This window comes from Gottfriedia solisilvae, from assembly GCF_002128405.1.
In the GTDB taxonomy this organism is placed as follows: domain Bacteria; phylum Bacillota; class Bacilli; order Bacillales; family Bacillaceae_G; genus Gottfriedia; species Gottfriedia solisilvae.
The window spans coordinates 496,749-519,346 of the sequence record NZ_NETJ01000002.1; the positions used below are offsets into that span (position 1 = coordinate 496,749).

The following is a 22,598-nucleotide window of genomic DNA, read 5'->3' on the forward strand; positions in this document are numbered from 1 at the left end:
TTATTCAACTAACTGGCGCGTTAGTTAAACAATAAATAGAGGATGATCATAATTCGATCACTCTCTATTTTGTTATATGGCAGATTAGTTCAATAGTAATCTATCCTCAAATATAGATAGATGATAAGCTAATGAATAGATTAATTATGCTCTTTTCATTGTGATTGATAGAAAGCATAAATTTTAATAAGGGGCGTTCCTACGAAAATGGAAACAGTATATTTTGTAATGTTATTACTATCGTTCTTAATAAGTTTTATTTCAATTTTTCATTCTAAAAAACATGGATTAAAAAAGAATTTTACAGTTGGAATTATTATTTCAGTTATAACTGGCTTATGTTTGATTGTGTATTTAGTTTAAATTCCACCATACGTGTATCAAATCTAAAACAACTTATTTTGGATACAATAATTAATTCTTTGCAAAATATAGAAACGGAAAAGTTATAAATTTAAACTGTTCTTTTTCAACTAACTGGCGTGTTAGTTCAATAGTAGAATTAATGAATTCAGGAATAAAGAAGTGTATTCAGGAGTATGTTATGAAAATTTTAGCACTGGTCATTAGTTTAATATGTATAATAATTCCACTTAGATTATTATATAAAGAACTAAAAGAAACGAAAAAGATAAATGATAGAATGGGAATGATCTTTGGATTCTTTTTTGAACCGTTAGAACCCTGGTCGATGCTTTTTTATGTAGGTTTTCTTGGGTTTCTGTATAGCGTGATATTTCTATAAAACTTAATTTCACTTTAATTTCTTATGCAACTAACTGGCGCGTTAGTTCAATAGAAGATTTTCAGGAGTTGCAATTAAAATGGAATATAAAAATTTAGCTTATATATTTGTTAATCAATTTAAAGAATACAATATAGTTTTACAAGAACACATTGAATTTAATGGTGAGATATTAAATCATGTATTTTTTGGTGAATGTAATGAACACTTTATTAAACTCATAAATGAGGATCAGGATAATTTTCTATTACAAGAATTATTTGATTTCTTTGAATTAATGGCAATAGATGGCGATATCGATATAAAAGATTTACTAAGTGTAACTATACTTGCTCGTTTAGGTGATTCAAAGAAAATACTAAATATTGCATATAAGTATATGAGATTTCATACAAAGCAAGCTTCAAATGAGTATGAAAAAGCTTTGGGTAGATATTAAAACCTTATTCAACTAACTGGCGCGTTAGTTGAATTAAAAGCAGCCAATGGCTGCTTTTTTATTTATGTATTAGGCAGGTCAATTGAATTAGAAATGTTATAATATTATTAAAAAAATCAACCAATAAGGAATATTTGAAAACAAACTACGGAATACGAGATAAGTTACGTATATTAAGAAAGGGATATTAATGAAGAAAGATATTTTAGGAGCTTTTTTTTGCTTAGTAAATCTTATTTTCTCCATTTGGAGATTAACAAATCTAATTTCGCGAGGTAACTTTTTTGACAATCTTTTTTCATATGTAATTTTTATCACCTTGCTATTATTAAGTATAATTTTTCTTATTCTTTTTATAAAAACAATAGCACCTTTTAAGGATTAATAAATTCCTTATATAACTAACTGGGGCGTTAGTTGAACAACCCTTGGAAACCAGTGATAGGTTGCTTTATGATTTATTAATGTAATTTTATAAGTAATTCGAACAAAGGTATCCTTAATTATTGCAGAGAATATAATGAGATATATGGATCAATGAATATGGAGGGCTAACTATGTGGGTAGGGGCTACTTTGATATTTTTATTTATAGGTCTCATTTCGATAACTCAAATAATTCTAAATAGAAAATGGGAATTAATATATACAGCATACGGTTACGAAGACTACTTTAAGTTCATCTCTAAACTAAAAAGTGAAGGTGTAAAATATAAGGTAGAATTACCAGTAAATGCTCGCAGTGATCGTTTTAATGATAATACGCAATATGATATTTATGTTAAAAAGATATAATAACAAAAACCACCACTAATGAAACTAACTGGCGCTTTAGTTGAATAGGAATAGTAATCGAAAGACATCTACATAAAATAGATAACCAAGGAGACAAAATTTGAAGAACAAACTAAAACTTCAACCATTAAGAATACCGTCTGGTTGGGAAGTAACATATAATACATTTTTAGAAATAGACCCTTCAAATATAAAACAAGATGAAGAGTGGTTCATGATTTTTACTGAAAGTTTATTCCAAGCAATTTATAAGAGTAGAAATATACTAATTGATTTAGGGTGGTACCCAGAAGGTGATCCTAATGGTAATTTTGGAATAGAATTAATCAAGAATTATGAATGGGAAAAGCCTCTAGAATCAATTAATTCGAAAGATAAGGATGAAATTATAGAAAAGCTTGAATTATTAATGTTAATGGTTGAAGAAGGAGACATCCGCTAGTAATTGTTTGATTTGAAGAAATTAGTTATGCAACTAACTGGCGCGTTAGTTGAAGATATCGAGTTACTTATGGTAACTCGTTTTTAATTAAGTAAATAACAGTTTAATTGCACGAAGGTTGTTTAAAATAGGTATAATAATTTTATTCTATTAGTGAGGTACACCATGAAATAATATGAAAAAATGTTATTAGCGATTAATGAAGAGGCTCTTAACTGTTTCGCTAATAAAGGAGAATGGTTATATATATCAAGTAAAAAGGATACAAAAAAAGGCCTATTTAGATTACCAAGTAGCTTTCATTACTTTATCTCTTTAAACGAAGAGCCTTCTAAGATTGGAGTAGTAAAGAAAAATGATGGTCATAATGAAGAAATATCCTACGATTACGGCTTTTTGAAATTATAAATACATATTCTTAAAGTATGATCTTGCTTAAAAGTCTTCCTTTAGGTGAATTTCTTGACTTTAAATTACTTTTTCCATTTCAATCTTTCAAAAGCATAGCTTAAACTAACACTTATTACTTCATCATTAATGTATGTAAATGCAAGGTCAATATTATCTTGACGATCTACATATCCAATTACATTAATAGATTGCTCTTTGTCTTCATATTTATAGTAATTCTCTCCATATGTTGAAATTACATCTTCAATAGTTGATCCATTTTTAATTCCCTTAACTGTTGAAAAATTATCGTTTTTATCAAGTGTACCAATTTGTAAAATTTCACTATTAGCTCTATCAACGCTCATAATAATATGTTCATTCCAATATTGGTCGTAATTCCTTGTTGAGGTATATTGTTTATTGTCAGGGAGAGCAGAGAATGGACCATAATTTTCGATAAAACTTTCATCATTTATAGACATACCTAATTCAATACCTTGAATGTTTTCATTAGATAAATCTGTTGATTTAACTTCTTTCATTACTTCTTCTCGACTTTCTGAAGAACATCCCGATAATAATAAATTTACCATTAAAACACATAAAACGATTCGATTTACTTTTCGCAAATTCTCCACTCCATTCATAACTACAAACTTCCATTTTTATCCATTATAGAACAATTTGAACTTTTTAGGTGTAAGTAGGTTCAGAAACGAATAAATTGGACGATCCAAAATTAATATAAATCTGCATTATTTCTTCATTAGTTCTGTACTTTTTACATTAATATGTTTCAAGAAGGTTTAAGAAAGGTGCCTATTGATATAGTCTTTACGATTGTTAAAAGACCTAGGAATAAACAAGTTAGTTATAGTGTAAACCTCATGTTTTCCATAATTTTCTAGTTATTAAGCATGAAGATGGGATTGTATTTTTATGTAGGAAAATTAGGAAATCCGGTGTATATAAAAATAACAGAATATTCTATATTATTTTTATTACACATATTTAACAGTCTCGAAATTTTCTTTCAGACAGTTATAATGTGATACCAAGATACTTGTACACAATTGGTTATTTAAATTATTTGATAGGGAGGAATTACACTGAAAAGAAGAATTTTTGTGACAACTGCTTTGGCAGGAGCATTAGTATTTTCAGGAGGAGGAGCTTCCGTTTTAGCCCATGATGAAATTGGGGGAGGAGTTGAAAAAGGCGATAACCTTGCTGGTGTGGAATTGGCTGTCCCATTGCTTGAAGGTAGTAAGAATACTGGTAATCTCAGGGAAGTTGCTGCTGTTCCATTGAAAGAAATCCGAGAAGGTGTAAAAAACTCAACAGGAGATGTATATGCCCATAAAGGCTTTGCCTATTTAGGAACGCACCGAGCTAATGGCGGAGGAGGAGGCGTCAGAGTTTTTGATATGAAGGATCCTTCTAACCCTGTTGAAGTTTCAGCCTTCGCTGATATTCAAGGTACTTGGCAAGAAAAAGTAATTGTCAAAACGGTAAACACGAAACACTTTAAAGGAGATTTGGCAGCTGTAAGTGTCCAAAAGATGGATCAAAAAGATCCAAATTCACAAGGCGGTTTTGTGCTATACGATGTAACAAATCCACGTGAACCTAAAAAGCTCGGTTTTTGGGAATCCTCTTCATCTGGAGCAAGGGGTACCCATGAGCTGTATTTAACCGTTCAAGGAGATAATGTTTATGTTCTGACAGCTGATTGCTATGCTAACTATTACTCACATGGTAAAAAAATGGATGTTTCCATTGTTGATGTATCCAACCCTACTAATCCGGATACCATTTATGAGTTTAATCCCCGTGACTACATACCTGAAGTCAGTGATGAAAATTATGATGGTTACAATTGGACAGATGAGGAAGGAGTACAACGTGTCGCATTTGCTCATAGTGTAAAAACAGATGAAACAGGAAAAACAGCTTTCCTTTCTTATTGGGATTTAGGAACCATCATGCTAGATATAAGTGATGCAAAAAATCCAGTATATCTCGGAAGAACAGACTTTGCTACTGATGTCCAAGGAGCAGCACATTCCATGGATCTTGCAAAAGGTGGAACTGTCCTTGTTGAGACGAGGGAAATATTCGGCCCAACAAGAGATGGATTCGAATCTGCTTATGGATATACAATGATTTATGATATTAAAGATAAAACCAATCCAAAGTTATTAAGCACATTTAGGACGGAATTTACCGAAACGATTCCTAATGGGGCCACTGTCCACGATCCAAAGGTGCATGGAAATACATTGTATCTTTCACATTATTCTGGTGGAGTTAGAACAGTCGATATCACCGACCCTTCTTCACCACAACAAACTGGAGTGTATATCCCAAGCAGAGCTAATATTTGGGGAGTTTTTGTAGACCGGAACTATATTTTGGCATCCGACATTGGATCTGGATTAAAGGTTTTGCAAAAAAACGGAGGGCACCCATCACCAGCATTAGAGTATTAAGAGTGCATTAGTTTAAGATCAAGAAGGCTGCTTCGGCAGTCTTTTTTCTATTCATTTAATCTGTTTGTTTGCAATTGCCATCTTACTTTTCTGCATATACTATCAGCTAAATAAGATTTGTATTGAAATTCACCAACTAGTTATTAAATAAGGCTTTAATAAGTTATAGGAAACATGCTTTAGTTAAAGATCCTAAATACATTTAGGTATAAAATTATTAATTCCATATTCAACTAACTGGCGCGTTAGTTGAGTAAAATGAACGGGGGGGAAACGATGAGGAAGGCTAGTGAATTTGAAATTTTTTATTCAATTACTTTATTATTGCTAGGATTTTTTCTAATGTTTACAGAATACAAAGAGTGGTCCTCACCAATGGTTTTTAGTGTACTAGCGATTCAGCAATCCAAAAATTATGTACATTTTAGGGGTAGTAATGTTGAAGAGTTGAAAAAGAAAGCTAAAACAAGTCTTTACAGTTCTATAATTGTTAGTTGTTCTACTGCACTAATGATAGTTGGAAACCTTTATAGCTTAACAATTCGTTAGTTAGTTTGTTCAACTAACTGGCGCTTTAGTTGAACAATATTGGGCTACTTCGGTAGTTCATTTTTATTGTGCTAACTGGCAGTTTAGTTGCAGAAGGGATTTTTATTTGAATATAGAAATAGTAACAGAATAACGGAAATGGCTCATTGATAATGGGGAGGCTGCGGTGGGAATTTTTATATGCATTTATTCAAATAAACATATTGGTGCTGAAAAATACGCTAAAAGATTTTTCGATTTAATGAACGAAAGAGGGTTTGAAATAGAAAAAATAGGGTTATTCGAACCAGTAAAAAAACCATTTACAATTAATGATGCGATTAGTATGTGGACAAAAGAAGAACCTGGCATTTATGATGTTGAAACCGACAAAATGATTGGAAAAGCAGGCGGTGTTCTTGGAAAGAGTAAAGGATTTTGGTTTGATACTCATTGGTGGTTGCACCCGACTGAGTTAAGGCTGAACCATATAACTATATACTTGAACAAAAAAATATTTAGTCAAAGAAAGAACGATATATTGCCATTGTTTGAAGAATTAGTAAACTGTTTTGAAGCTACCTATGGCTATGTCACTGAACAAGAGGCTGAGGATAGGCAACATATAACAGGAACATTGAAAGAAAGAATACCAGGTATCTTTTGGGTTAACTACTTTTCTACAGTTTTTGTAGACTACTTAAATAGCGGTAATTCATTTTATGATTTTCCTTGGAAAAAAATAAAGGAATGTAGTAATATGGGAATTTTAACTCAATTAACAGAAAATCCCTTTGATCCAACAATAGCTGATTTGGAAAAAAAGGCACACGAATTATTTGGTGTAAGCAAATTTAATGGGACTGCAAGAGATTATCCCAAGATACTGATGCCGTGATTCTTATTCAACTAACGGATGCGTTAGTTTAACAAAAAGCTGCTTAATTGTAGCTTTTTTTGTTGAAGAAGTGGCAGTAAAGTTCAATTGGAAATTAAAGAAACCGATAAATAATGTAAAGAATATAGCCTATATAGTTTTTTTGGATCCATAAGGGGGCTAGGTATGTATAATGATATAAAAGAGATTATCTTAAAATTAGAATCACACCGTCTTTGGATTGAAACCATAGGAGAACAAGGTGAAAAACTTGGTATAGATGAGATTGATTTGCGAGGTTTTAATTTGTCCCAATATCCAATAGACCAAGCATATATTACAGCTTGTGTTTTTGATGGAATGAATTTAAATCATAAGGATATCTCGTCATCTTTACTATGTTCATCTACTTTTATATCTGCAAATTTAGAAGGTGCAGATTTCTGTAAATCTAATATCTCATATGTGGACTTCACAGATGCCAATATTAAAGATGCTAGACTTGCAGATACTGAATGTATTAAAACGGTATTTGTTAAAGCTGATTTATCAGATGCCAATTTAGTAGCAGGTCTTTTTGATAAGACGGATTTTAGTAACACGATTTTAATTAATGCTGATATACGATTAGCTACCTTTGAAGGGGTATTATTAAACGGAGCTAAATTAACTGGTATTCGAGGAATAGAAGAAGCTTTTATTAAAAGTATTAACATTGGTACATTAGAACAACCTGTAATTCTAATAGGTGAAGAAGCGAGGAATTGGTTAAAGGATAACAGTTTAAATAATTAAGAGATAAACTAGTAAGTAATATAGATATCAAGTGTCAGGTTCAAGAAGCATAAATTTATGTTTGATTCTTATGCAACTAACTGGCGCGTTAGTTGAACAGTTGATATCAAAAAATCCTGTATCTATCTTTTTCAAGTAATCATAGATACAGGATTTATATTATTTTAGTTAATTTGTGCTTTGGTACTTTCTAGTGACCATTTACCATTCTTATATAGATAATTAAAAGATATTGTACGTTTATCTTCTTTATTTTTTGAACTAATAATGATCTGAAGTTCTCTACCTTCTACGAGACCGCTAACTTCAACATCATTCCATCCTTCCATTCTACTTGTCTTATTAATTTCTATTAATTTACCTTCTATATGCATTCTTTCTTCAAAAAGAGCTATCGAACGCTTTGTTAATGTCATTTTTGTTTCTTTCGTAAAATAAATTTTATTTTCGATTGGTTTGTAAACTTTAGCTGAACAAATTAAAAATAACACTATCAAAATGATTGTTCCAGTAAGAGCTAGAATGGTGTGACTACGTTTTTTAGAGTAGTATTTTCCAACAATTATAAAATAAAACCAGTAAGGAAAACAAAACAACACTATTGGAATACCAAACCAAAAAATAGAAATGAATAACCAACCTGTAACAAATTCAAGAGTTTCGGGTATTCCGCTAAAGAGCATAAGAATTACTGTTAATAGAAATGGTGCTGCGTAAAATAATATTGATTTAAACTTCATAACTACTCCTCTATTTTAAAAATTAAAAAACCTATATAAATTTTTTTATATGTTATTACCACTTGATAGGATTTATTTATGATTAACTAAAAGTTTATCAGATTCTATATAATACATATATAATTCTTAATTAACACTTAGTATAGCATTCTTTACTATACTAAACTGACAATAGGGAATCATTTGCATAGAGAAAAAACTAAAGGCTACTTCGGTGGCTTATTTTGTTGGAGTTTTTGGGATAATCAATAATTATAATATTGTAAGTCTTGATATGGATTTACCTTAGTTTATAGATGTTTCGTTTATATTAATTTTAATCCCAAGTTATTAGCTGTTTATAGTTAAGAACAAGAAGGGATTAAAAAAGAAAAATAGAAGTATTGTTGTAAGAAACTGGTTTTTAATAAGAAGGTGTATAAATGAAATATGTTGTGCGAACAGAGATAAATTCTATACTTAATGAAAATATGATTCCAAAAGAGTTACTAAGTGAAGTCGGAATACATCATTGGGAAAATATCATACAAAATTTTGAACAGACCTTTATTAAAAAGCCTCATTATACTTCTCAAATATCTTGGTATTGGCAATTTCTAAAAAATGATGGCTATTCCCTTCATTTCATAAATGATGATGCATATAAATATCTTCATAAGTTAATTGATGAAAATGAAAAAATATTTTTTATGGTAGAGGAAAATAGTGCTAAGCCCAAATTCTGGATTTATGAGGGGAACATAAAGATGATTCAAAAGGTAATTGAAGAGTCTTTTGCATTTGAGTATTATATCTTTTCAAAGAAATTTGATTGGCTTATTTGTGAAAATCACCATGGTATTCTTAGTGGAGTCGGAGAAAAGGTTATTGGAAAAATGAAATTATGCTTATTAAACTAACTGGCGCTTTAGTTGCATATCATAAAGTACTGTTAAACAGTCCTTTTGTTGTGTAAACGATTAGTTTGGTTTTTGAAGGATGGTTATTACTTACATTGAATATATAATGTATACAAAAGGAATGTTAGGAGATAAAAACAAGTGGATAATCAAAGGTTTAGAGATACAGGTGAAACGATTATAGATTTTCTTGATAGTGTTCTTGTGGAATGTCCTCGCTGCCAAGAATGTGCTAATATAACTGGAAATCCGATAAAACAAAGACCAAAATTAATTTGTTCTAAGTGTGGATTAATAAGTACTCCTGAAATAGTAAGTTATGGTGGTAGTTCAGGCGAGTATTGTGGATTCTCATTGTGGCTAAAGTCCAATTGTTGTGGCAATATCTTATGGGTTTATAATAAGAAACACCTTGATTATTTGGAAAGTTATGTTGGAGCAACTTTAAGAGAAGAATTTACTAATATAAATCAAAGTTTAGTTAGTAGGCTTCCATATTGGATAAAGAAATCTCAAAATAGGGAATCAATTTTAAAGTGTATTCTTAAACTAAGACAAAAATTGAATAATTGAGATCCTTATATAACTAACTGGCGCGTTAGTTACATAGTAAGAGCTGCATAAATTGCAGCTTTTTTATTTAACTATTTGGCAGTTTAGTTGAATAAGAAAATAGATGATTTTATAAAGATTGTAACAATCGATTATTCAATTTAGTTATTAGACAGACGAGATTTTGCAATTGTTTAAGTCTCTAATTTCATGGACAACTATATTTCACATTTTTGCAGGTTTAATGGAACCCCTAGGTGATTTGTGTAAAAGCTATAGGAGCTTCCATCAATTGCTTGGAAAGTAAAGGCTTCCATATAGACTCCATTGGTAAATTAGTATGTTAAACAATTTTATAATTTTTCCTAGATAAAATGAATGAGCCCCTAGTACACTAGGGGTTTCATTTAAAGCTTGAGAAAGGCTTATTTTAATATATTATACTTGGGGTATGAAAAATAACTTTTCAGAGGAGTTATTTAAAAAAGTTCGTGCCATTATTATTTGAGAGTGTAATTGATTAACAGAGTATTCACTTTAAGAATTTCTTTTAAAAATTTCAACTAAAGTTTTATTATTTGCATTAATCTCAACCAGTTCTGATTTTATGTGGATAAGCTCATTGTATATTTTTTCTAATAGCTCATTGTTCAGGGGCAACTCTAAATTTTCTTTTTTTGGAGCAGATTTTGGAATTGAAATTGAATTAGGTTGATTGATCTTTCCAAGATCCTGTACAGATTTCATTAGCGAATCATCTTTAAAAAGATTTTGTGCCATCCTCATAATTGAACTCATATCTATAGTAGTTTCATTTGCCGTAAGATTATTTGCTAGTTTTATAATACTTTCTTTTTTAAAATCATTAATATCACTTGATTGAGGGAGTGTTTGCTCATTATTCGATTTATCATTATTCATTTAAAAAGCCCACCTTCATATAAATTTAAAAATTTTGATTTTCCTAAAAATAACCTAGAAGATTATTAAATCATATAAAAATCTTCTAGGTGCAATCTTCTAGGTGCTTTGCCCACATTTAGATGGGCTCGTCTTTATTTTTAGTGCAATTGATTAACTGCATCCAAGTGTTTCACAGATAGCAGCTAAAATAGGTGCTTGCTCAGCACCCAGTAATGATGCTAAAAGCAATGCAACCAAAAGCACTACTACAATAAGAAAAGTTGCAAGGTTGAATGGCATTTTTTTCCCCCCTTTCATTCGAAATATGAATCAAATGATATCCTAACAGGACTATCATATTTTATACATATGTTTAATAGGACAAGCTTGTCTATGACTAAGACCTATCATTAAACTTGGTAATTTTTTACATTTATTGCTATTGATGATGAATCTATCTTTATTGTGTATATTGCTAATGTTATTTGATAGTTTTAGAACCAACTCATGCAATAGTCGATTTTTTTATTGAGCTAAATGGCAGTTTAGTTCAATAATAAAAACAGAAATTAATGTGATATATTAATAATAATTGAATATGATACAGGTATCGATGAATTATATTGTTTAGACTTTAATAAACTAAATGGAGAAAACGAACCTGCTGTTGTATCTATTAATTTGGGAATAGACTTTAGTGAACAATCAATAGAACTTATTGCAGATGATTTTGGCGATTTCTTATTAGAACTAATTCAAGAGGAATTAGAGTAATTTAAAATTTTGCTATGCAACTATACCAAAAGAATTCTCTTAAATGAACTTATAGAGCTTCATGAAGAAAAGAGCTCATGTATGGCATACGAGGTTATAGAGATTGAAGATTCTACGTTGAAGCAAATTCCTAGCATTATTAGAAGATACTAATACAAAAACTCTAGATAACTAAGGATAAGTCTAGTATTTAGAAAGAAATAGGGTAGAAAAAGGGCTATACAATAGCTCTTCTAATTCAACTAACGCATGCTTTAGTTCAAAATCGAGAGTATCTAGTGGAAGGTGGAAACATGAATAATATAGAACAAAAAAGTGTATTTAATATTTTTCACGATGGTACTATTATTCAATTCTTTGAAAGTACTAAAAAGATATCAATTGAAATCGAAATCGAATATTTAGCTGAGCTAATTAATCAGAACTTTAGATCTTTTATATGTGAGTTAATAAACTGCGAAGAAATCAACTTCAAATTTTGGGAAGAAAATAATAATACAGTTAATGATTTAGAGATACTGAAAAAGTATGAATTAGAAATTTTAGAGGCAGAAGAAATGGATGATAAAATCGTTGTAAAATGCTTAAGTAATATAAATACAGGTGGTAATCTCTACATAAAAACAGAAAGCATAAAAATATATGATAAAGATAAGCGAGAAATTTCAATTAGTAAACTTGCAGAAGTAAGTCATCAATATTGGAACACAAGATAATCAGTCCTTATGCAACTAACTGGCGCGTTAGTTGTATTACTCCTGAGAACCTTCATAGGTTCCTTTTTTATTAAGCAGATTTGCTAAATAAGAATCAATTATTTTAAAAGATAATGTTATATAATTTAAATTAATACTTAACATTTGAATGTAGGTGAGGGTTTTATGATAGAAGGTGTTGGTGGAGGATTAATAGCATATTCAGACTTGATTCTCGTTCAGTGTCCTGAATGTAGAAGTTGCGCAAGAATTACTACACCGAATAATGCAAAAGGTCTAATTAATCCAAGATATATGGGACATGAATCAAAACGCTTACAATGCATCAAATGCGGATTAACTAAAGAAGTTCATCCAAAAAGAAGGTGGGATAATCTTTGGGCTTATACCCATGAATTGTTTGATGAAAAACAGGGCTTAGATTGGTACTTTGGTTTACCATTGTATCTTCAGATTCAATGTTGTGGGCACAAAATGTGGTTCTTTAATTTTGACCATCTTTCTCTAGTCGAAAAATATATAAAAAAAAATATCAGACCTTCTGGTTTATATTATCTTAGTATTGAGAGTAGACTTCCTAAGTGGATGAAACTTTCGAAGAATAGAGAAGAAGTTCTTAAAGCAATTACAAAATTAAAACAACAATAATTTTATTTTTTTATTTCTTATTCAACTAACTGGCGCGTTAGTTGTACTACTATAGAGGATGATCATTATTCGATCATCCTCTATTTTACTAACTGGCAGGATTGTTGAACAAGGGCATATAAATTATAAATAAACAATAAATATACAAGGATGTGAACAAATGGAACAAGCTGGTTTCTATTGGGTAGGACTCGTCTTCTGGGGATTAATTGGTACTGGATTGTTTCTTTTTGCATGGGGTCTTTGGAAAAAATCTTGGAAGTCTTTTCTAGTAAGTGGAATGGCGTTATTTCTTCCAATGTTATATTTCGGTGGTGCCAATAATTGGTTTAGATTGCTTGCCCTTATTCCTTTAATTCCTTTCACACTAGCTTTTTACACAAAAAAAGAATTTAAGAATACAAAATATTGAGTGGAGTGTTGTTCAACTAACAATAGTATTATTTAAGTATTTTTCCTTCATAATATTTTATTAGAGCGAGGTAATGTATGAGAGAAAAAAAGATTAGGGGTATAAAGAGAAAATCGAATAAATTAATTAAACGAATTATAGAAAATACAGCTGTATTCCCAAAAGATTTTTATAATGAACGATACTGGCATATGCATTTACCTGTATCTCAAAGCTTTATTAATTCAAAAAAGACTCCTCTAAAAATTAAACGTTTATGCATTCAAACATTGATTGATCAAGCATCAATGTTAATTGAAAATAAACCTAATAGTTCTGAAACATTTAGAGTTGTTGTAGCGATTGATTTACCAGACCTATTTAGCTCTCAAATTATTGTGTTTAAGGGTGATAGTTATTTTAATAGTTTTTTTGATAGGGATGATGAATTTCAAAAATGGATACCACTAACAGATAATAGAAATTTGAAATCAGAATGGAATCTCGTTATTCCAAAAGAAATGCAAACCATTGGATATAACGAAATTATTTCAGATTATGTTGAAGATACAGATGATATTGATGTGACTCATGAAGGTGAGATTTGGTTTATTGGTGAATTAAATTAATAAAATCTTATTCAACTAAATGGCGCATTAGTTACAAATGAAGGAGTCGATAAAGATCGACTCTTTTTTTAGTATTTTTCAATTTGATAGATAAGAAATTAAAAAACAAAACATGGAAAACAAATGATAAAATGGAAATATATTACAATTAAGGTGGTTAGTTATTTGAAGACTAAATTTATATCTATTATGTTTTTAATTCTCTTATTATTAACGGGATGTGTGAAAGAAATTAAATTAAAGGATATCGAGAAGATAAAAGTAGTATTAGTTAAGAAAGAAACAAGACCAGGTATTATTATTTACAAAATGAAATTAATTAATGGTAGCGATTTTGTTATAAAACAAAATAATAAATATGTATCATTTCCAATCGAATTAAACGAAAACGCGCATAAGGGTAATGAATATAAAATCGAGGTTAAAGGCAACAAATTAGATATTCAGCCTGGAGAAGAATATACATTAAATGTAATAATGCCGATGGAAGGCATAGATAAATCTGTGTTGGCACTGGATACTCCAAGCTATGAATTAAAAGGATATTTAGAAAAAGTAGACAATAAACATCTTTTTAGCGTCGGTGGTGCTTTAATAAATAAGTAAAACACTTTTCAAACTAACGGATGCGTTAGTTGAATATGTAACGCTCTCTTCGAATAATAATTACTAAAAAGTAATAGAAAGAAAGGGAGAATTTAATGAATAGCAAAAATTTAATTATTGCCTCAGTAATTTTATCTTTAGGAATAATTATCGGCTGTTTACTCCTATCTCTTAAGTTTAGCTCAAGTATTAAAGTACCAAATAATAAAATAGTTGTAGAAAATAAAGTATTGATGGATATTAATGAGGCATCAAAATTTCTCGGACTATCTGTTGATGAGATAAAAGAAATTATTAATGCTGAACAAGAATCCCTCGACAAGTATGGTGGTTTTAATGGAATAAGATTACCCTTTATAGTAATAAATAGAAGTTACTTTTTTGAAAGAACTTCACTTATGATTTGGGTAAAAGATAGTTTCGATAATCATAGAATTTATAATGATGGAAAAATGAATTAATTAAAAGGAATTATTTAACTAACGCATGCGTTAATTGAAAATCACTGAGTTGCTTCGGCAGCTCTTTTTCTTGTAACTGGCAATTTAGTTGAACAACGATTGATATATTAAGGTTAACAAAACTACTTTGTTAAAGGATGAAAAGAATATAGGAACCTTTAAACTAAATTCCCCCAAGTTTATGTCTAATAGGAATTTCATATATATAAATTGAATATTTTATTAAAGATTCTGACTGATTAGTTTCTGCAAATTCTTGGCAAATTGCAATTTTAGGGGTGAGAGGTTGAAAAAAAAATCAATCATAATAATTGTATTTACTTCATTCCTATTACTTGCGGGTGTTGTTTTCTATACATTTGTTCAATACAGTAACCCAATTCAAATTGATGGGGGTTCTTGGACAACAGAAGGAAAAAAGGAAATCGTTTATCAATTTTATAACAAAGGACTTAGACGGATAACCATAAAAGAAGTTACTGTAAATCATGGGAAAAAACCAAATGGATTGGCACTAGGGATAAGTTATGGTGGACGTTTAGTGCAGCCTGTTACGGATGATCCGGATGATCAATGGGGGAGGATTAAGTTTGTGAAAATTGACGCAGTACCCGTTTATCCCAGATTAAATCCAAACGAAATAAATGAAGCGATTCATCGAAAAGATAATACACTTATTTATTATGGAATTAAAATGGAGTATAAGGAACCAATCCAAAGTATAACGGTTAAATATACGTATTTTGGGTTACCAGTTACCAAAAAAATCAAGTTAGAATCCTGGGGATTTTGGAATGTAGAAAACTAACGAGCGCGTTAGTTTAAGATCAAAAGCTGCATTTAAGCAGCTTTTTTGTATTATAAAGCAGGGTAGAAATAGATAAAAGTTGTATTTAGTAATTAGATAGAAAGTAACCAACTTTAATTGGAGGAAATTATAGAATGAATGAAAAACAACAGTTACTTTTGCAAAACTTAAAAAATATAAAGGATTACTGGACAAAAACAGCAGTTGAGAGCTTAAATCCGAGATCAGACTTAATTTGGTCTGAACATGAAGACGAGTATAAGAACTTACAGACTAAACTCACCTCTAAGGAAGATTTAAATGATTATACTAAAGTTCAAAGTGAAATCATAAAAGGTGTTATTCACTCAATTTTAGTAATGATTGATGGTGGGGATGAACTTGCGGATAATTATTTAATTGATTTAGTGGATAGAGAAACAAAAGAATCACTACAAAAAGAGTTTGCACTACACGAAGAATTTGAAAGTTTTTTACTGGATAATGAGGAGGAGTAATCTAAATTCCTTATTGAACTAACTGGCGCGTTAGTTGCATAAGATTAGGTAGAATTTTTTTCGAAATCTGTGTTCATTTTTTATTTTTAATAAGTATGTAAGTGTAATTTCTTCGAATCCCACTCTGCATAACAAACTTGTATTAACGATAGGTTTGCCTCGGAAAGCAAATTATGTACCCAATTTTCATCTTTATTTAAATCTAGAAGAGCTCGTATTCGAATCTGGCCATCACTTATTATGATTAAAGGAAGGAACTCTTCTTCTAATTTAATTTTTAAATCTTGCTTCGTAGGACTTAAAAAATTTGATTTTTTAAGTACGCTGACGGTACCATCATTTTCTAATATCGCATAGGCTACTTCATTTACCGAAAAAGTTTTCTTAGCCCTAAGTAATTGGAGAAGTTGATCAATATCTAAGCGATTTCTTTTTAGCTCCTCCCATTGTATACGTCCTTTTTTTATGAGGATAGAAGCATCTCCTTCAAAAACTTTTCTAGCAAATATCGATTTTTGTGTAATCAATAATGTTACAAAGCTTAAAGCACCCCAAGTAAAGATAGCAAAAAGTATTTTAGGCATAGTTGCTTCTCTATTAAAAATTCCACCAATTAAAATATTCCCTAGGACAAGTGAACAAACCAAATAAAATGGGGTAATCATAGTGATTTGCATTTTACCTAATACTTTAATGACAATATAAATAGCAATATACCCAAATATTAATTCAAGAAAAATTTCTTTTAAAATCATATAAAATGACTCCTCAATTTTTATTACTTATTAAATTTTCTTACAATCGTATTTATTTTATTCAATTAATAAGTAATCTCAATGTTACTTAGTTTTTTTATTTGCATTATTTTTTCAACCATTTCAATTTTAATGTTTGTTGAAAATTAAATCCTTATTCAACTAACTGACGCATTAGTTGAACAAATTGATCGACTGTATAGTCGATTTTTTTTAGTTTTACAAACTGGCAGTTTTGTTGAACAAGGATTCTAAAGAAAGGAAGGCGAACAATTATATTATGATTGGTTTTGAGGCAGAAAATTAAGGAGAGATAATTAATGATTTTAGGAACTCCAATAGCTAAAGGAAATACGGCAAAAGTCTATCTTTACAAAAACAGGATTGTAAAAGTGTTTAACGACTATTTACCTGAATCGGAATCTTCAAATGAAGCATATAAGCAAAAATATGCTTATTCGTGTGGACTTTCTGTACCTAAAATACTGGATGTCACGAAAATAGATGGGAAACAGGCTATCATAATGGAATATATTAAGGGTAGAACAATTGGTGATATTCTATCCGAAAACAAAGAACAAGTAGACTATTACATGAATATTTCCGTAGATATACAACAAAAAATTCATCAGGTTGTGGCTGATTCACTTGAACCCATGACCGAAAAATTAAAGCGCCAAATCGAATCAGCAAATAATTTAGATAATAGACATAAGTCTGCTTTAATACAAAAATTAGATACGATGAAATTTGAGAATAGGCTTTGTCATGGAGATTATCATTTGTTTAACTTGATTATGTCAGATAATAACGTGACAATAATAGATTGGGTAGATTCCAGTTCGGGGGATATACGTGCAGATGTATATCGTACATATCTTTTATATTTAGAGTTTTCAAAAGAATTAGCCGATATGTATTTGCGTCTTTATTGCGAGAAAAGCGGTTTGTTAAAAGATGAAGTTTTTCAATGGGCCCCTATAATTGCAGGTGCGAGATTGTCTGAACGTGTGTTGTCTGAGAACTCAGAGCGTCTTATTGACATAGTAAATCATTATTGTCCTTTATAGCTTTCAATTAAGGGAATGTTAATACTATCATTTCAAATAACTGGCGCGTTAATTAAATTATAATTGTTGATTTGGAGTGTTAAATCAATGAATTTGAACAGTCAGATTAAAAATATAGTAGAAGGTATGAGTGAATTATCAAAGAATGATATCCAAGCTATAAATGAACTCTTAGTGCATGATGAATGGGGAGTCGCTTTAGAACATTTATGCGCCTCCTTAATTGAAGATAACATAAATATTTCGAATGAACAGTTTATTGAAATTAGGAATATCGGAGAAAAAATGAAAATGGAAAGTTCTTTATGGGAGGAACTGAACTATTTTATAAGATAGTCCTTGTTCAACTAACTGGCGCATTAGTTGAACAAGTAAGGAGCCGATTGGCTCCTTTTTTCTATGATGCTGGATAGTTGAAGAAGGAACAATGGCAATTAAGTAGAATTTAATTCTAATTACAAAATTAATAGTTTGAAATTAGGAGTGAAAAAGGTGTTAGACCAGAAAAAATATTTATTTAATGGCTTCAATTTTAATAAATCTATTTCTAAGGAAGAAATAGAAAAGGTGGAAAAAGAATTGAACGTAAAGTTCCCAGCAGATTATGTTGAATTTATGATTATGACAAACGGTGGTGAAGGGAATATTGGAGAAGGTTATCTAAGACTGTGGAAAATCGAACAATTAGTTGGAGTTAATGAGGATTATTCAGTGAGTGAGTTCGCACCTGGGTTTTTAATTATAGGATCAGATGGTGGAGGAACTGCTTTTGGTTACGATTTTCGAGAAGAAATCCCGAATTTAGTTGAGGTTAATTATATACCAATGGATATTGAATATCCGAGTTATAGTAATAAATACTTCTATGAGTTTATTGAATACCTATACAATTACCAAAATTCCTAATGCAACTAACTGGCGCGTTAGTTCTTTAAGCAACAAAAAAAAAGGGACCTTCCAGCAATGAAGTTTTAAAACTAAAATAATATTTGGGTAGGAGAGAAAAAGATGACAACCATAAATGAATTAGTTACTAAAATCTCGTTTGCATTTTCTAAATTGGAAGAAGTGGAAGGTGTTGTTCTCTCTGGTTCTCAAACAACAAATTCTCAAGATGAACACTCTGATATTGACTTATACATCTATAGTGATGTTGAAATTCTACCAAGTATAAGAAAGGAGTTATTAGAACCTTTCTCTGATTACATGGAAATCAATAACCTGTACTGGGAAACAGAAGATGATGGTACTTTAAAAGACTCTAATATTGGTATTGAAATTATTTATCGAAATTATGAATGGATTAAAAAGGAAATGGAAAGTACCTTAATTGACTTTCAAGCTCATGTTGGTTACTCTACTTGTTTTTGGAGTAATTATTTAAATTCCAAAATTTTATATGATAAGTCTGGAAGATTACAGAATCTACAAGATCAAGTTAAAGTATCTTATCCATACGAATTAAAACAGAACATCATTGCTAAAAACTATCCATTATTAAGAAAGAGTATCACTTCCTATTTTCACCAAATTGAAAAAGCCGTAAAAAGGCAAGATTATATCAGTATTAACCATAGAATTGCTGGATTACTTGCAAGTTACTTTGATATATTGTTTGCACTTAACGATTTACCTCATCCAGGTGAAAAGAAATTACTTAAGATAGTAACTCAAAAGTGTGAATTCATTCCATTCAACATGGAAGAAAGTATTATCAAGATTTTAAATAACAATACGACTTTGCTCATGGACATTAATGATTTGGTAGACAATTTAGACGTATTATTAGAAAAGCAAAAGTTCATGGATTATTAACTAAAAAGTTAATATAGTTACCTTCTAATCCAAAGTCATTGTTTGAAATAGTAGGTAAAGTTTCTTCAACTAACTGGCGCGTTTGTTCAACAAAAGTAAGTAATAACTACAGTTTAGAATGTAGAAATTTGATTAGTAATATTTGGGGTGTTTGAAAAATGTCATTATTAAAGAAATATGGAATTTGGGTTTCCAAAATTATTGCTAGAAGATATGATCTAGCTGAATTACTAGCTTTGGGAATTTTTTTTCCTTCGCTTTTCGTCGGAACTAAATTTCTTCTTCACAAGTATTCTTTCATGAATACTTTATTAGTTGTGTTTTTGGTCATAAATCTCTTTATATTATCATTAAACTTGTTGAGGAGAATTTTGGGTAAATTTAATATTAAAATACCAAAGTGGATGAGTGCTATTCCGGTTACTATTGTTATTATTTTTATTATTTTTGAAGATTTCATATAAAAGGAATGTTTCCGTTGTTTCAAGAAATAAACTTGCTGTTGTTCAACTAACTGGCGCGTTAGTTGAACAAAACTTAGGAGCTGAGTATTGATATAATCCCCTTAAGTAAAAGGTACAGCTCTCCTTTGTACCTGTCTACTTAAAGGGGATTATATCAATATGCTGCTTTTTTGTTATTCCACTCCCTAAGATAGTTAGATATCATCTCTTGTGTTTTTTAACTTTTTCATGCGATCAAGTAATAGACCATCGGTTTGACTGTTTTCCCCTATTACAAAATCAGACATATAATAAGATAGGTATTGACCATAATTATTTTTAGTGTTTAACAATAATTCATCTACATAGTGAACCCCATTAGGTATTGAATCTAACAATAAGGTAGAAAGAGCGGAATAAAGACCACATGCAACTTGAAAATAGGTAGCGTTCGTTTTGAATTTTTCGAAAATTTCACAATTGTTCATTGAATTATATATATATCGTTCTTTGCCATCGTAAACTAGTAGAACTCCTACCATATCATCTCCTTCTAGCGGTGCTTCAGAAGGATCAAGAACTTTCATTTCATATTCCCATAAATCATCTACATGATCGAGGTTTGCTTTAATTAATTCAGTTGTGTACTCGTTAATACGGTATAGAAATCCGCCCTCCATATCAAATAAACGACATAAAGTGTATACTTCCTCATGTGGCATTAAACATCCATAAAAGCTTTTATCACCTAATGTGACTTTAAATTCAAGGTCATAAACTTTCTCATATATAAAAAGTGGAGAGCGATGCTTCATAAACATCGGATAGCATAAAATGGCTTCATCAAGAAAACATTCAGGTGACCACGTTACATAAATAACATTGTCTTTTGTATTGTCTTTATTAACATAAAAAGATGTGTCATGTTCTACAATGTAACAGGCTTGAGGAATTTCTAGAGGATATTTTTTGATAAGCTCTAATGCCATCCATTGTACAACTCCAGGATTCATTCCTGAACAAACAATTGCCTTAGTATTTTGAAAGCTATGCTTATTTCTTTCAAAGATTCGAATTCGCTCTATTAAAGGAAACCCTTCAAATAACTCTTCATTCTCATCGATCATTGTATTTTCTAATGCGGAATTAACATAATAGACACCTAGCTCATTACAGCAATGAAGCATTTCAATCGTATCTGCCCACGAAACATCAATAACAATTTTTGTTTCTGTTTTCTTAAGATGTTTTTTAAATCGTTCAGTATCTTTAAGGTCAAACTGATGGATTATAAATTGATTCTCTAAATTTGAGAACAATTTGTTATAATAATTATTTTCTTTTTGCTTTACATCAATCAAATGAATTTTTGAATGCCGGATTAGATTATGAACGGGGTCGCTGGCATCGTTTGCTGAATGATTTAATATTGCCAAGATAGATTTTGCAACGCCTCCCGAACTTCCGAGAATAGTTATCACTGTATGGTTATTGGACATTTGAAACCCTCACTTTACAAATTTACATCCAATATATGCTAAAGACTACAAATGGCTTAGACATGAATCCTTAAAATTTAGCATTGAATCATACTCTTACAGTTTCTGAACAATTTTGCCTATTAATAAACCATTCTTTAAGATCAGTGATTGTGGAACAAAAATAAAATAGCTTTCTCATTTTCAAAGGGGACATTTCGCTGATTGAACTTTGATAAAATACGCGAACGAACGGTCACTTAAATGAAACTGCTGTATATTGTAATAATAAGTTTTTTAGAAAGGGTGAACAGAATCGATGATACATCCAGATACCGAGATTCGGTTTGTCAACGAAAAGATTGGAGTAGGCGTTTTTGCCACAAAATTGATTCCAAAAGGAACGATTATCTGGGCGTTGGATGATTTGGACATCATCCTCGAGGAAGATAAAATTGAAGCGCTTGATCCCCTGCGAAGGGAAATCGTCTATAAATATTCCTACCTCAACGATGACAACTACTATGTGCTGTGCTGGGACCATGCTAGATACATTAATCACAGCTTCAGCCCAAATGTGGTATCGACGGTCTATGAGATTGAATTGGCGTCGAGGGATATTCTTCCCGGAGAGCAAATCACATGCGACTATGCTACGCTCGGGATAGACGAACCGTTTGAGTGTGAACCGGAGGAAGGGACGTCTAGCACCGTAGTGATGCCGGATGATTATCTGCATCGCTACAAGGAATGGGATGAGTTGGCTAAGGAGGCATTCAAACGATTGAATCAAGTAGACCAACCATTGCGGCATCTGATTCGACCAGAGTTCGTCATCAGGATAACCGCGATCGCAGAGGGACGTGCCGAGCCGGATTCCTTTCTTACGCTCTTTGAAAATGAGTAAA

At 30.7% G+C, this 22,598-nt stretch carries 30 protein-coding genes; 24 read left to right on the top strand and 6 right to left on the bottom strand.

Features of this window, described 5'->3' with window-relative positions; all coding sequences use genetic code 11:
- Window positions 1-824: 824 nt before the first annotated feature.
- From CAB05_RS07035 to CAB05_RS07050, 4 genes are all read left to right on the top strand, one after another.
- Window positions 825-1,184, top strand: a complete 360-nt coding sequence (locus tag CAB05_RS07035; RefSeq protein WP_096777891.1) for a DUF7674 family protein — start codon at window positions 825-827, stop codon at window positions 1,182-1,184.
- A 557-nt stretch (window positions 1,185-1,741) separates the two neighbouring features.
- A complete protein-coding gene (locus tag CAB05_RS07040) occupies window positions 1,742-1,978 on the top strand; it encodes a hypothetical protein (RefSeq protein WP_087999113.1) in 237 nt (78 codons plus the stop codon).
- Window positions 1,979-2,078: 100 nt separating this feature from the next.
- Window positions 2,079-2,420: a hypothetical protein gene (locus tag CAB05_RS07045; RefSeq protein WP_087999114.1), complete on the top strand. Its 342-nt coding sequence runs from the start codon at window positions 2,079-2,081 to the stop codon at window positions 2,418-2,420.
- A gap of 183 nt (window positions 2,421-2,603) precedes the next feature.
- Window positions 2,604-2,828 (top strand): hypothetical protein, encoded by a 225-nt coding sequence (locus tag CAB05_RS07050; protein ID WP_087999115.1) that lies wholly within the window; start codon window positions 2,604-2,606, stop codon window positions 2,826-2,828.
- 65 nt (window positions 2,829-2,893) lie between these two features.
- Here CAB05_RS07050 and CAB05_RS07055 read toward each other — a convergent pair whose 3' ends face one another.
- Window positions 2,894-3,442 (bottom strand): hypothetical protein, encoded by a 549-nt coding sequence (locus tag CAB05_RS07055; RefSeq protein WP_142283059.1) that lies wholly within the window; start codon window positions 3,440-3,442, stop codon window positions 2,894-2,896.
- A gap of 498 nt (window positions 3,443-3,940) precedes the next feature.
- Here CAB05_RS07055 and CAB05_RS07060 point away from each other — a divergent pair, with 498 nt between their 5' ends.
- The 4 genes from CAB05_RS07060 to CAB05_RS07075 all read left to right on the top strand — a co-directional run bounded on the left by CAB05_RS07060 (window position 3,941) and on the right by CAB05_RS07075 (window position 7,505).
- Window positions 3,941-5,305, top strand: coding sequence for an LVIVD repeat-containing protein (locus CAB05_RS07060; protein WP_371870368.1), 1,365 nt, complete (start codon window positions 3,941-3,943; stop codon window positions 5,303-5,305).
- Between the two features lie 276 nt (window positions 5,306-5,581).
- Window positions 5,582-5,854: a hypothetical protein gene (locus CAB05_RS07065; RefSeq protein ID WP_087999118.1), complete on the top strand. Its 273-nt coding sequence runs from the start codon at window positions 5,582-5,584 to the stop codon at window positions 5,852-5,854.
- Window positions 5,855-6,020: 166 nt separating this feature from the next.
- On the top strand, window positions 6,021-6,731 hold the full coding sequence (locus CAB05_RS07070) for a hypothetical protein (protein ID WP_087999119.1): 711 nt from the start codon (window positions 6,021-6,023) through the stop codon (window positions 6,729-6,731).
- Window positions 6,732-6,896: 165 nt separating this feature from the next.
- Window positions 6,897-7,505 carry a pentapeptide repeat-containing protein gene (locus CAB05_RS07075; protein ID WP_087999120.1) on the top strand — a complete coding sequence of 203 codons (609 nt, stop codon included), beginning with the start codon at window positions 6,897-6,899 and terminating at the stop codon, window positions 7,503-7,505.
- A 164-nt stretch (window positions 7,506-7,669) separates the two neighbouring features.
- Here CAB05_RS07075 and CAB05_RS07080 read toward each other — a convergent pair whose 3' ends face one another.
- Window positions 7,670-8,245: a hypothetical protein gene (locus CAB05_RS07080; protein ID WP_087999121.1), complete on the bottom strand. Its 576-nt coding sequence runs from the start codon at window positions 8,243-8,245 to the stop codon at window positions 7,670-7,672.
- Window positions 8,246-8,667: 422 nt separating this feature from the next.
- Here CAB05_RS07080 and CAB05_RS07085 point away from each other — a divergent pair, with 422 nt between their 5' ends.
- Together CAB05_RS07085 and CAB05_RS07090 are read left to right on the top strand one after the other, a co-directional pair.
- Window positions 8,668-9,144, top strand: a complete 477-nt coding sequence (locus tag CAB05_RS07085; protein ID WP_087999122.1) for a DUF6756 family protein — start codon at window positions 8,668-8,670, stop codon at window positions 9,142-9,144.
- Between the two features lie 141 nt (window positions 9,145-9,285).
- The gene (locus CAB05_RS07090; RefSeq protein WP_087999123.1) at window positions 9,286-9,717 is read left to right on the top strand and encodes a hypothetical protein; all 432 of its coding nucleotides are present in this window, start codon (window positions 9,286-9,288) and stop codon (window positions 9,715-9,717) included.
- Between the two features lie 516 nt (window positions 9,718-10,233).
- Here CAB05_RS07090 and CAB05_RS07095 read toward each other — a convergent pair.
- Both CAB05_RS07095 and CAB05_RS22605 read right to left on the bottom strand, forming a co-directional pair.
- Window positions 10,234-10,617 (bottom strand): hypothetical protein, encoded by a 384-nt coding sequence (locus tag CAB05_RS07095; RefSeq protein WP_087999124.1) that lies wholly within the window; start codon window positions 10,615-10,617, stop codon window positions 10,234-10,236.
- A 153-nt stretch (window positions 10,618-10,770) separates the two neighbouring features.
- Window positions 10,771-10,899 carry a hypothetical protein gene (locus tag CAB05_RS22605; protein WP_268876388.1) on the bottom strand — a complete coding sequence of 43 codons (129 nt, stop codon included), beginning with the start codon at window positions 10,897-10,899 and terminating at the stop codon, window positions 10,771-10,773.
- Window positions 10,900-11,666: 767 nt separating this feature from the next.
- Between CAB05_RS22605 and CAB05_RS07100 the strand changes: the two genes are divergently transcribed.
- From CAB05_RS07100 to CAB05_RS07135, 8 genes are all read left to right on the top strand, one after another.
- Entirely contained in the window at window positions 11,667-12,089 is a 423-nt protein-coding gene (locus CAB05_RS07100) for a hypothetical protein (RefSeq protein WP_087999125.1), read from the top strand.
- A 165-nt stretch (window positions 12,090-12,254) separates the two neighbouring features.
- Complete coding sequence (locus CAB05_RS07105) at window positions 12,255-12,737, top strand: hypothetical protein (protein WP_087999126.1); 483 nt, start codon at window positions 12,255-12,257, stop codon at window positions 12,735-12,737.
- A gap of 160 nt (window positions 12,738-12,897) precedes the next feature.
- Window positions 12,898-13,149, top strand: a complete 252-nt coding sequence (locus CAB05_RS07110; protein WP_087999127.1) for a hypothetical protein — start codon at window positions 12,898-12,900, stop codon at window positions 13,147-13,149.
- 77 nt (window positions 13,150-13,226) lie between these two features.
- The gene (locus tag CAB05_RS07115) at window positions 13,227-13,757 is read left to right on the top strand and encodes a DUF3916 domain-containing protein (RefSeq protein ID WP_087999128.1); all 531 of its coding nucleotides are present in this window, start codon (window positions 13,227-13,229) and stop codon (window positions 13,755-13,757) included.
- Between the two features lie 165 nt (window positions 13,758-13,922).
- Window positions 13,923-14,363, top strand: a complete 441-nt coding sequence (locus CAB05_RS07120; RefSeq protein WP_087999129.1) for a hypothetical protein — start codon at window positions 13,923-13,925, stop codon at window positions 14,361-14,363.
- Between the two features lie 95 nt (window positions 14,364-14,458).
- A complete protein-coding gene (locus CAB05_RS07125; protein WP_087999130.1) occupies window positions 14,459-14,824 on the top strand; it encodes a hypothetical protein in 366 nt (121 codons plus the stop codon).
- Window positions 14,825-15,110: 286 nt separating this feature from the next.
- Window positions 15,111-15,632, top strand: coding sequence for a hypothetical protein (locus CAB05_RS07130; RefSeq protein WP_087999131.1), 522 nt, complete (start codon window positions 15,111-15,113; stop codon window positions 15,630-15,632).
- 134 nt (window positions 15,633-15,766) lie between these two features.
- Window positions 15,767-16,129, top strand: coding sequence for a histidine kinase (locus CAB05_RS07135; protein ID WP_087999132.1), 363 nt, complete (start codon window positions 15,767-15,769; stop codon window positions 16,127-16,129).
- Between the two features lie 86 nt (window positions 16,130-16,215).
- Here CAB05_RS07135 and CAB05_RS07140 read toward each other — a convergent pair whose 3' ends face one another.
- Window positions 16,216-16,884, bottom strand: a complete 669-nt coding sequence (locus CAB05_RS07140) for a DUF421 domain-containing protein (RefSeq protein ID WP_087999133.1) — start codon at window positions 16,882-16,884, stop codon at window positions 16,216-16,218.
- A gap of 320 nt (window positions 16,885-17,204) precedes the next feature.
- Here CAB05_RS07140 and CAB05_RS07145 point away from each other — a divergent pair, with 320 nt between their 5' ends.
- The 5 genes from CAB05_RS07145 (at window position 17,205) to CAB05_RS22090 (ending at window position 20,233) form a co-directional block, all read left to right on the top strand.
- Window positions 17,205-17,954, top strand: a complete 750-nt coding sequence (locus CAB05_RS07145; protein ID WP_087999134.1) for an aminoglycoside phosphotransferase family protein — start codon at window positions 17,205-17,207, stop codon at window positions 17,952-17,954.
- A gap of 87 nt (window positions 17,955-18,041) precedes the next feature.
- Window positions 18,042-18,290, top strand: a complete 249-nt coding sequence (locus CAB05_RS07150) for a MafI family immunity protein (RefSeq protein ID WP_087999135.1) — start codon at window positions 18,042-18,044, stop codon at window positions 18,288-18,290.
- 156 nt (window positions 18,291-18,446) lie between these two features.
- Window positions 18,447-18,860 (top strand): SMI1/KNR4 family protein, encoded by a 414-nt coding sequence (locus CAB05_RS07155; protein WP_158093202.1) that lies wholly within the window; start codon window positions 18,447-18,449, stop codon window positions 18,858-18,860.
- Window positions 18,861-18,962: 102 nt separating this feature from the next.
- The gene (locus tag CAB05_RS07160; RefSeq protein ID WP_087999137.1) at window positions 18,963-19,769 is read left to right on the top strand and encodes a DUF4037 domain-containing protein; all 807 of its coding nucleotides are present in this window, start codon (window positions 18,963-18,965) and stop codon (window positions 19,767-19,769) included.
- Window positions 19,770-19,927: 158 nt separating this feature from the next.
- Window positions 19,928-20,233 (top strand): hypothetical protein, encoded by a 306-nt coding sequence (locus CAB05_RS22090; protein WP_087999138.1) that lies wholly within the window; start codon window positions 19,928-19,930, stop codon window positions 20,231-20,233.
- Between the two features lie 194 nt (window positions 20,234-20,427).
- On the opposite strand, the gene CAB05_RS07170 is transcribed toward CAB05_RS22090, so the two are convergent.
- Window positions 20,428-21,711, bottom strand: a complete 1,284-nt coding sequence (locus CAB05_RS07170; protein ID WP_087999139.1) for a saccharopine dehydrogenase NADP-binding domain-containing protein — start codon at window positions 21,709-21,711, stop codon at window positions 20,428-20,430.
- Between the two features lie 298 nt (window positions 21,712-22,009).
- Here CAB05_RS07170 and CAB05_RS07175 point away from each other — a divergent pair, with 298 nt between their 5' ends.
- Window positions 22,010-22,597: an SET domain-containing protein gene (locus tag CAB05_RS07175; protein WP_087999140.1), complete on the top strand. Its 588-nt coding sequence runs from the start codon at window positions 22,010-22,012 to the stop codon at window positions 22,595-22,597.
- Window position 22,598 lies beyond the last annotated feature (1 nt).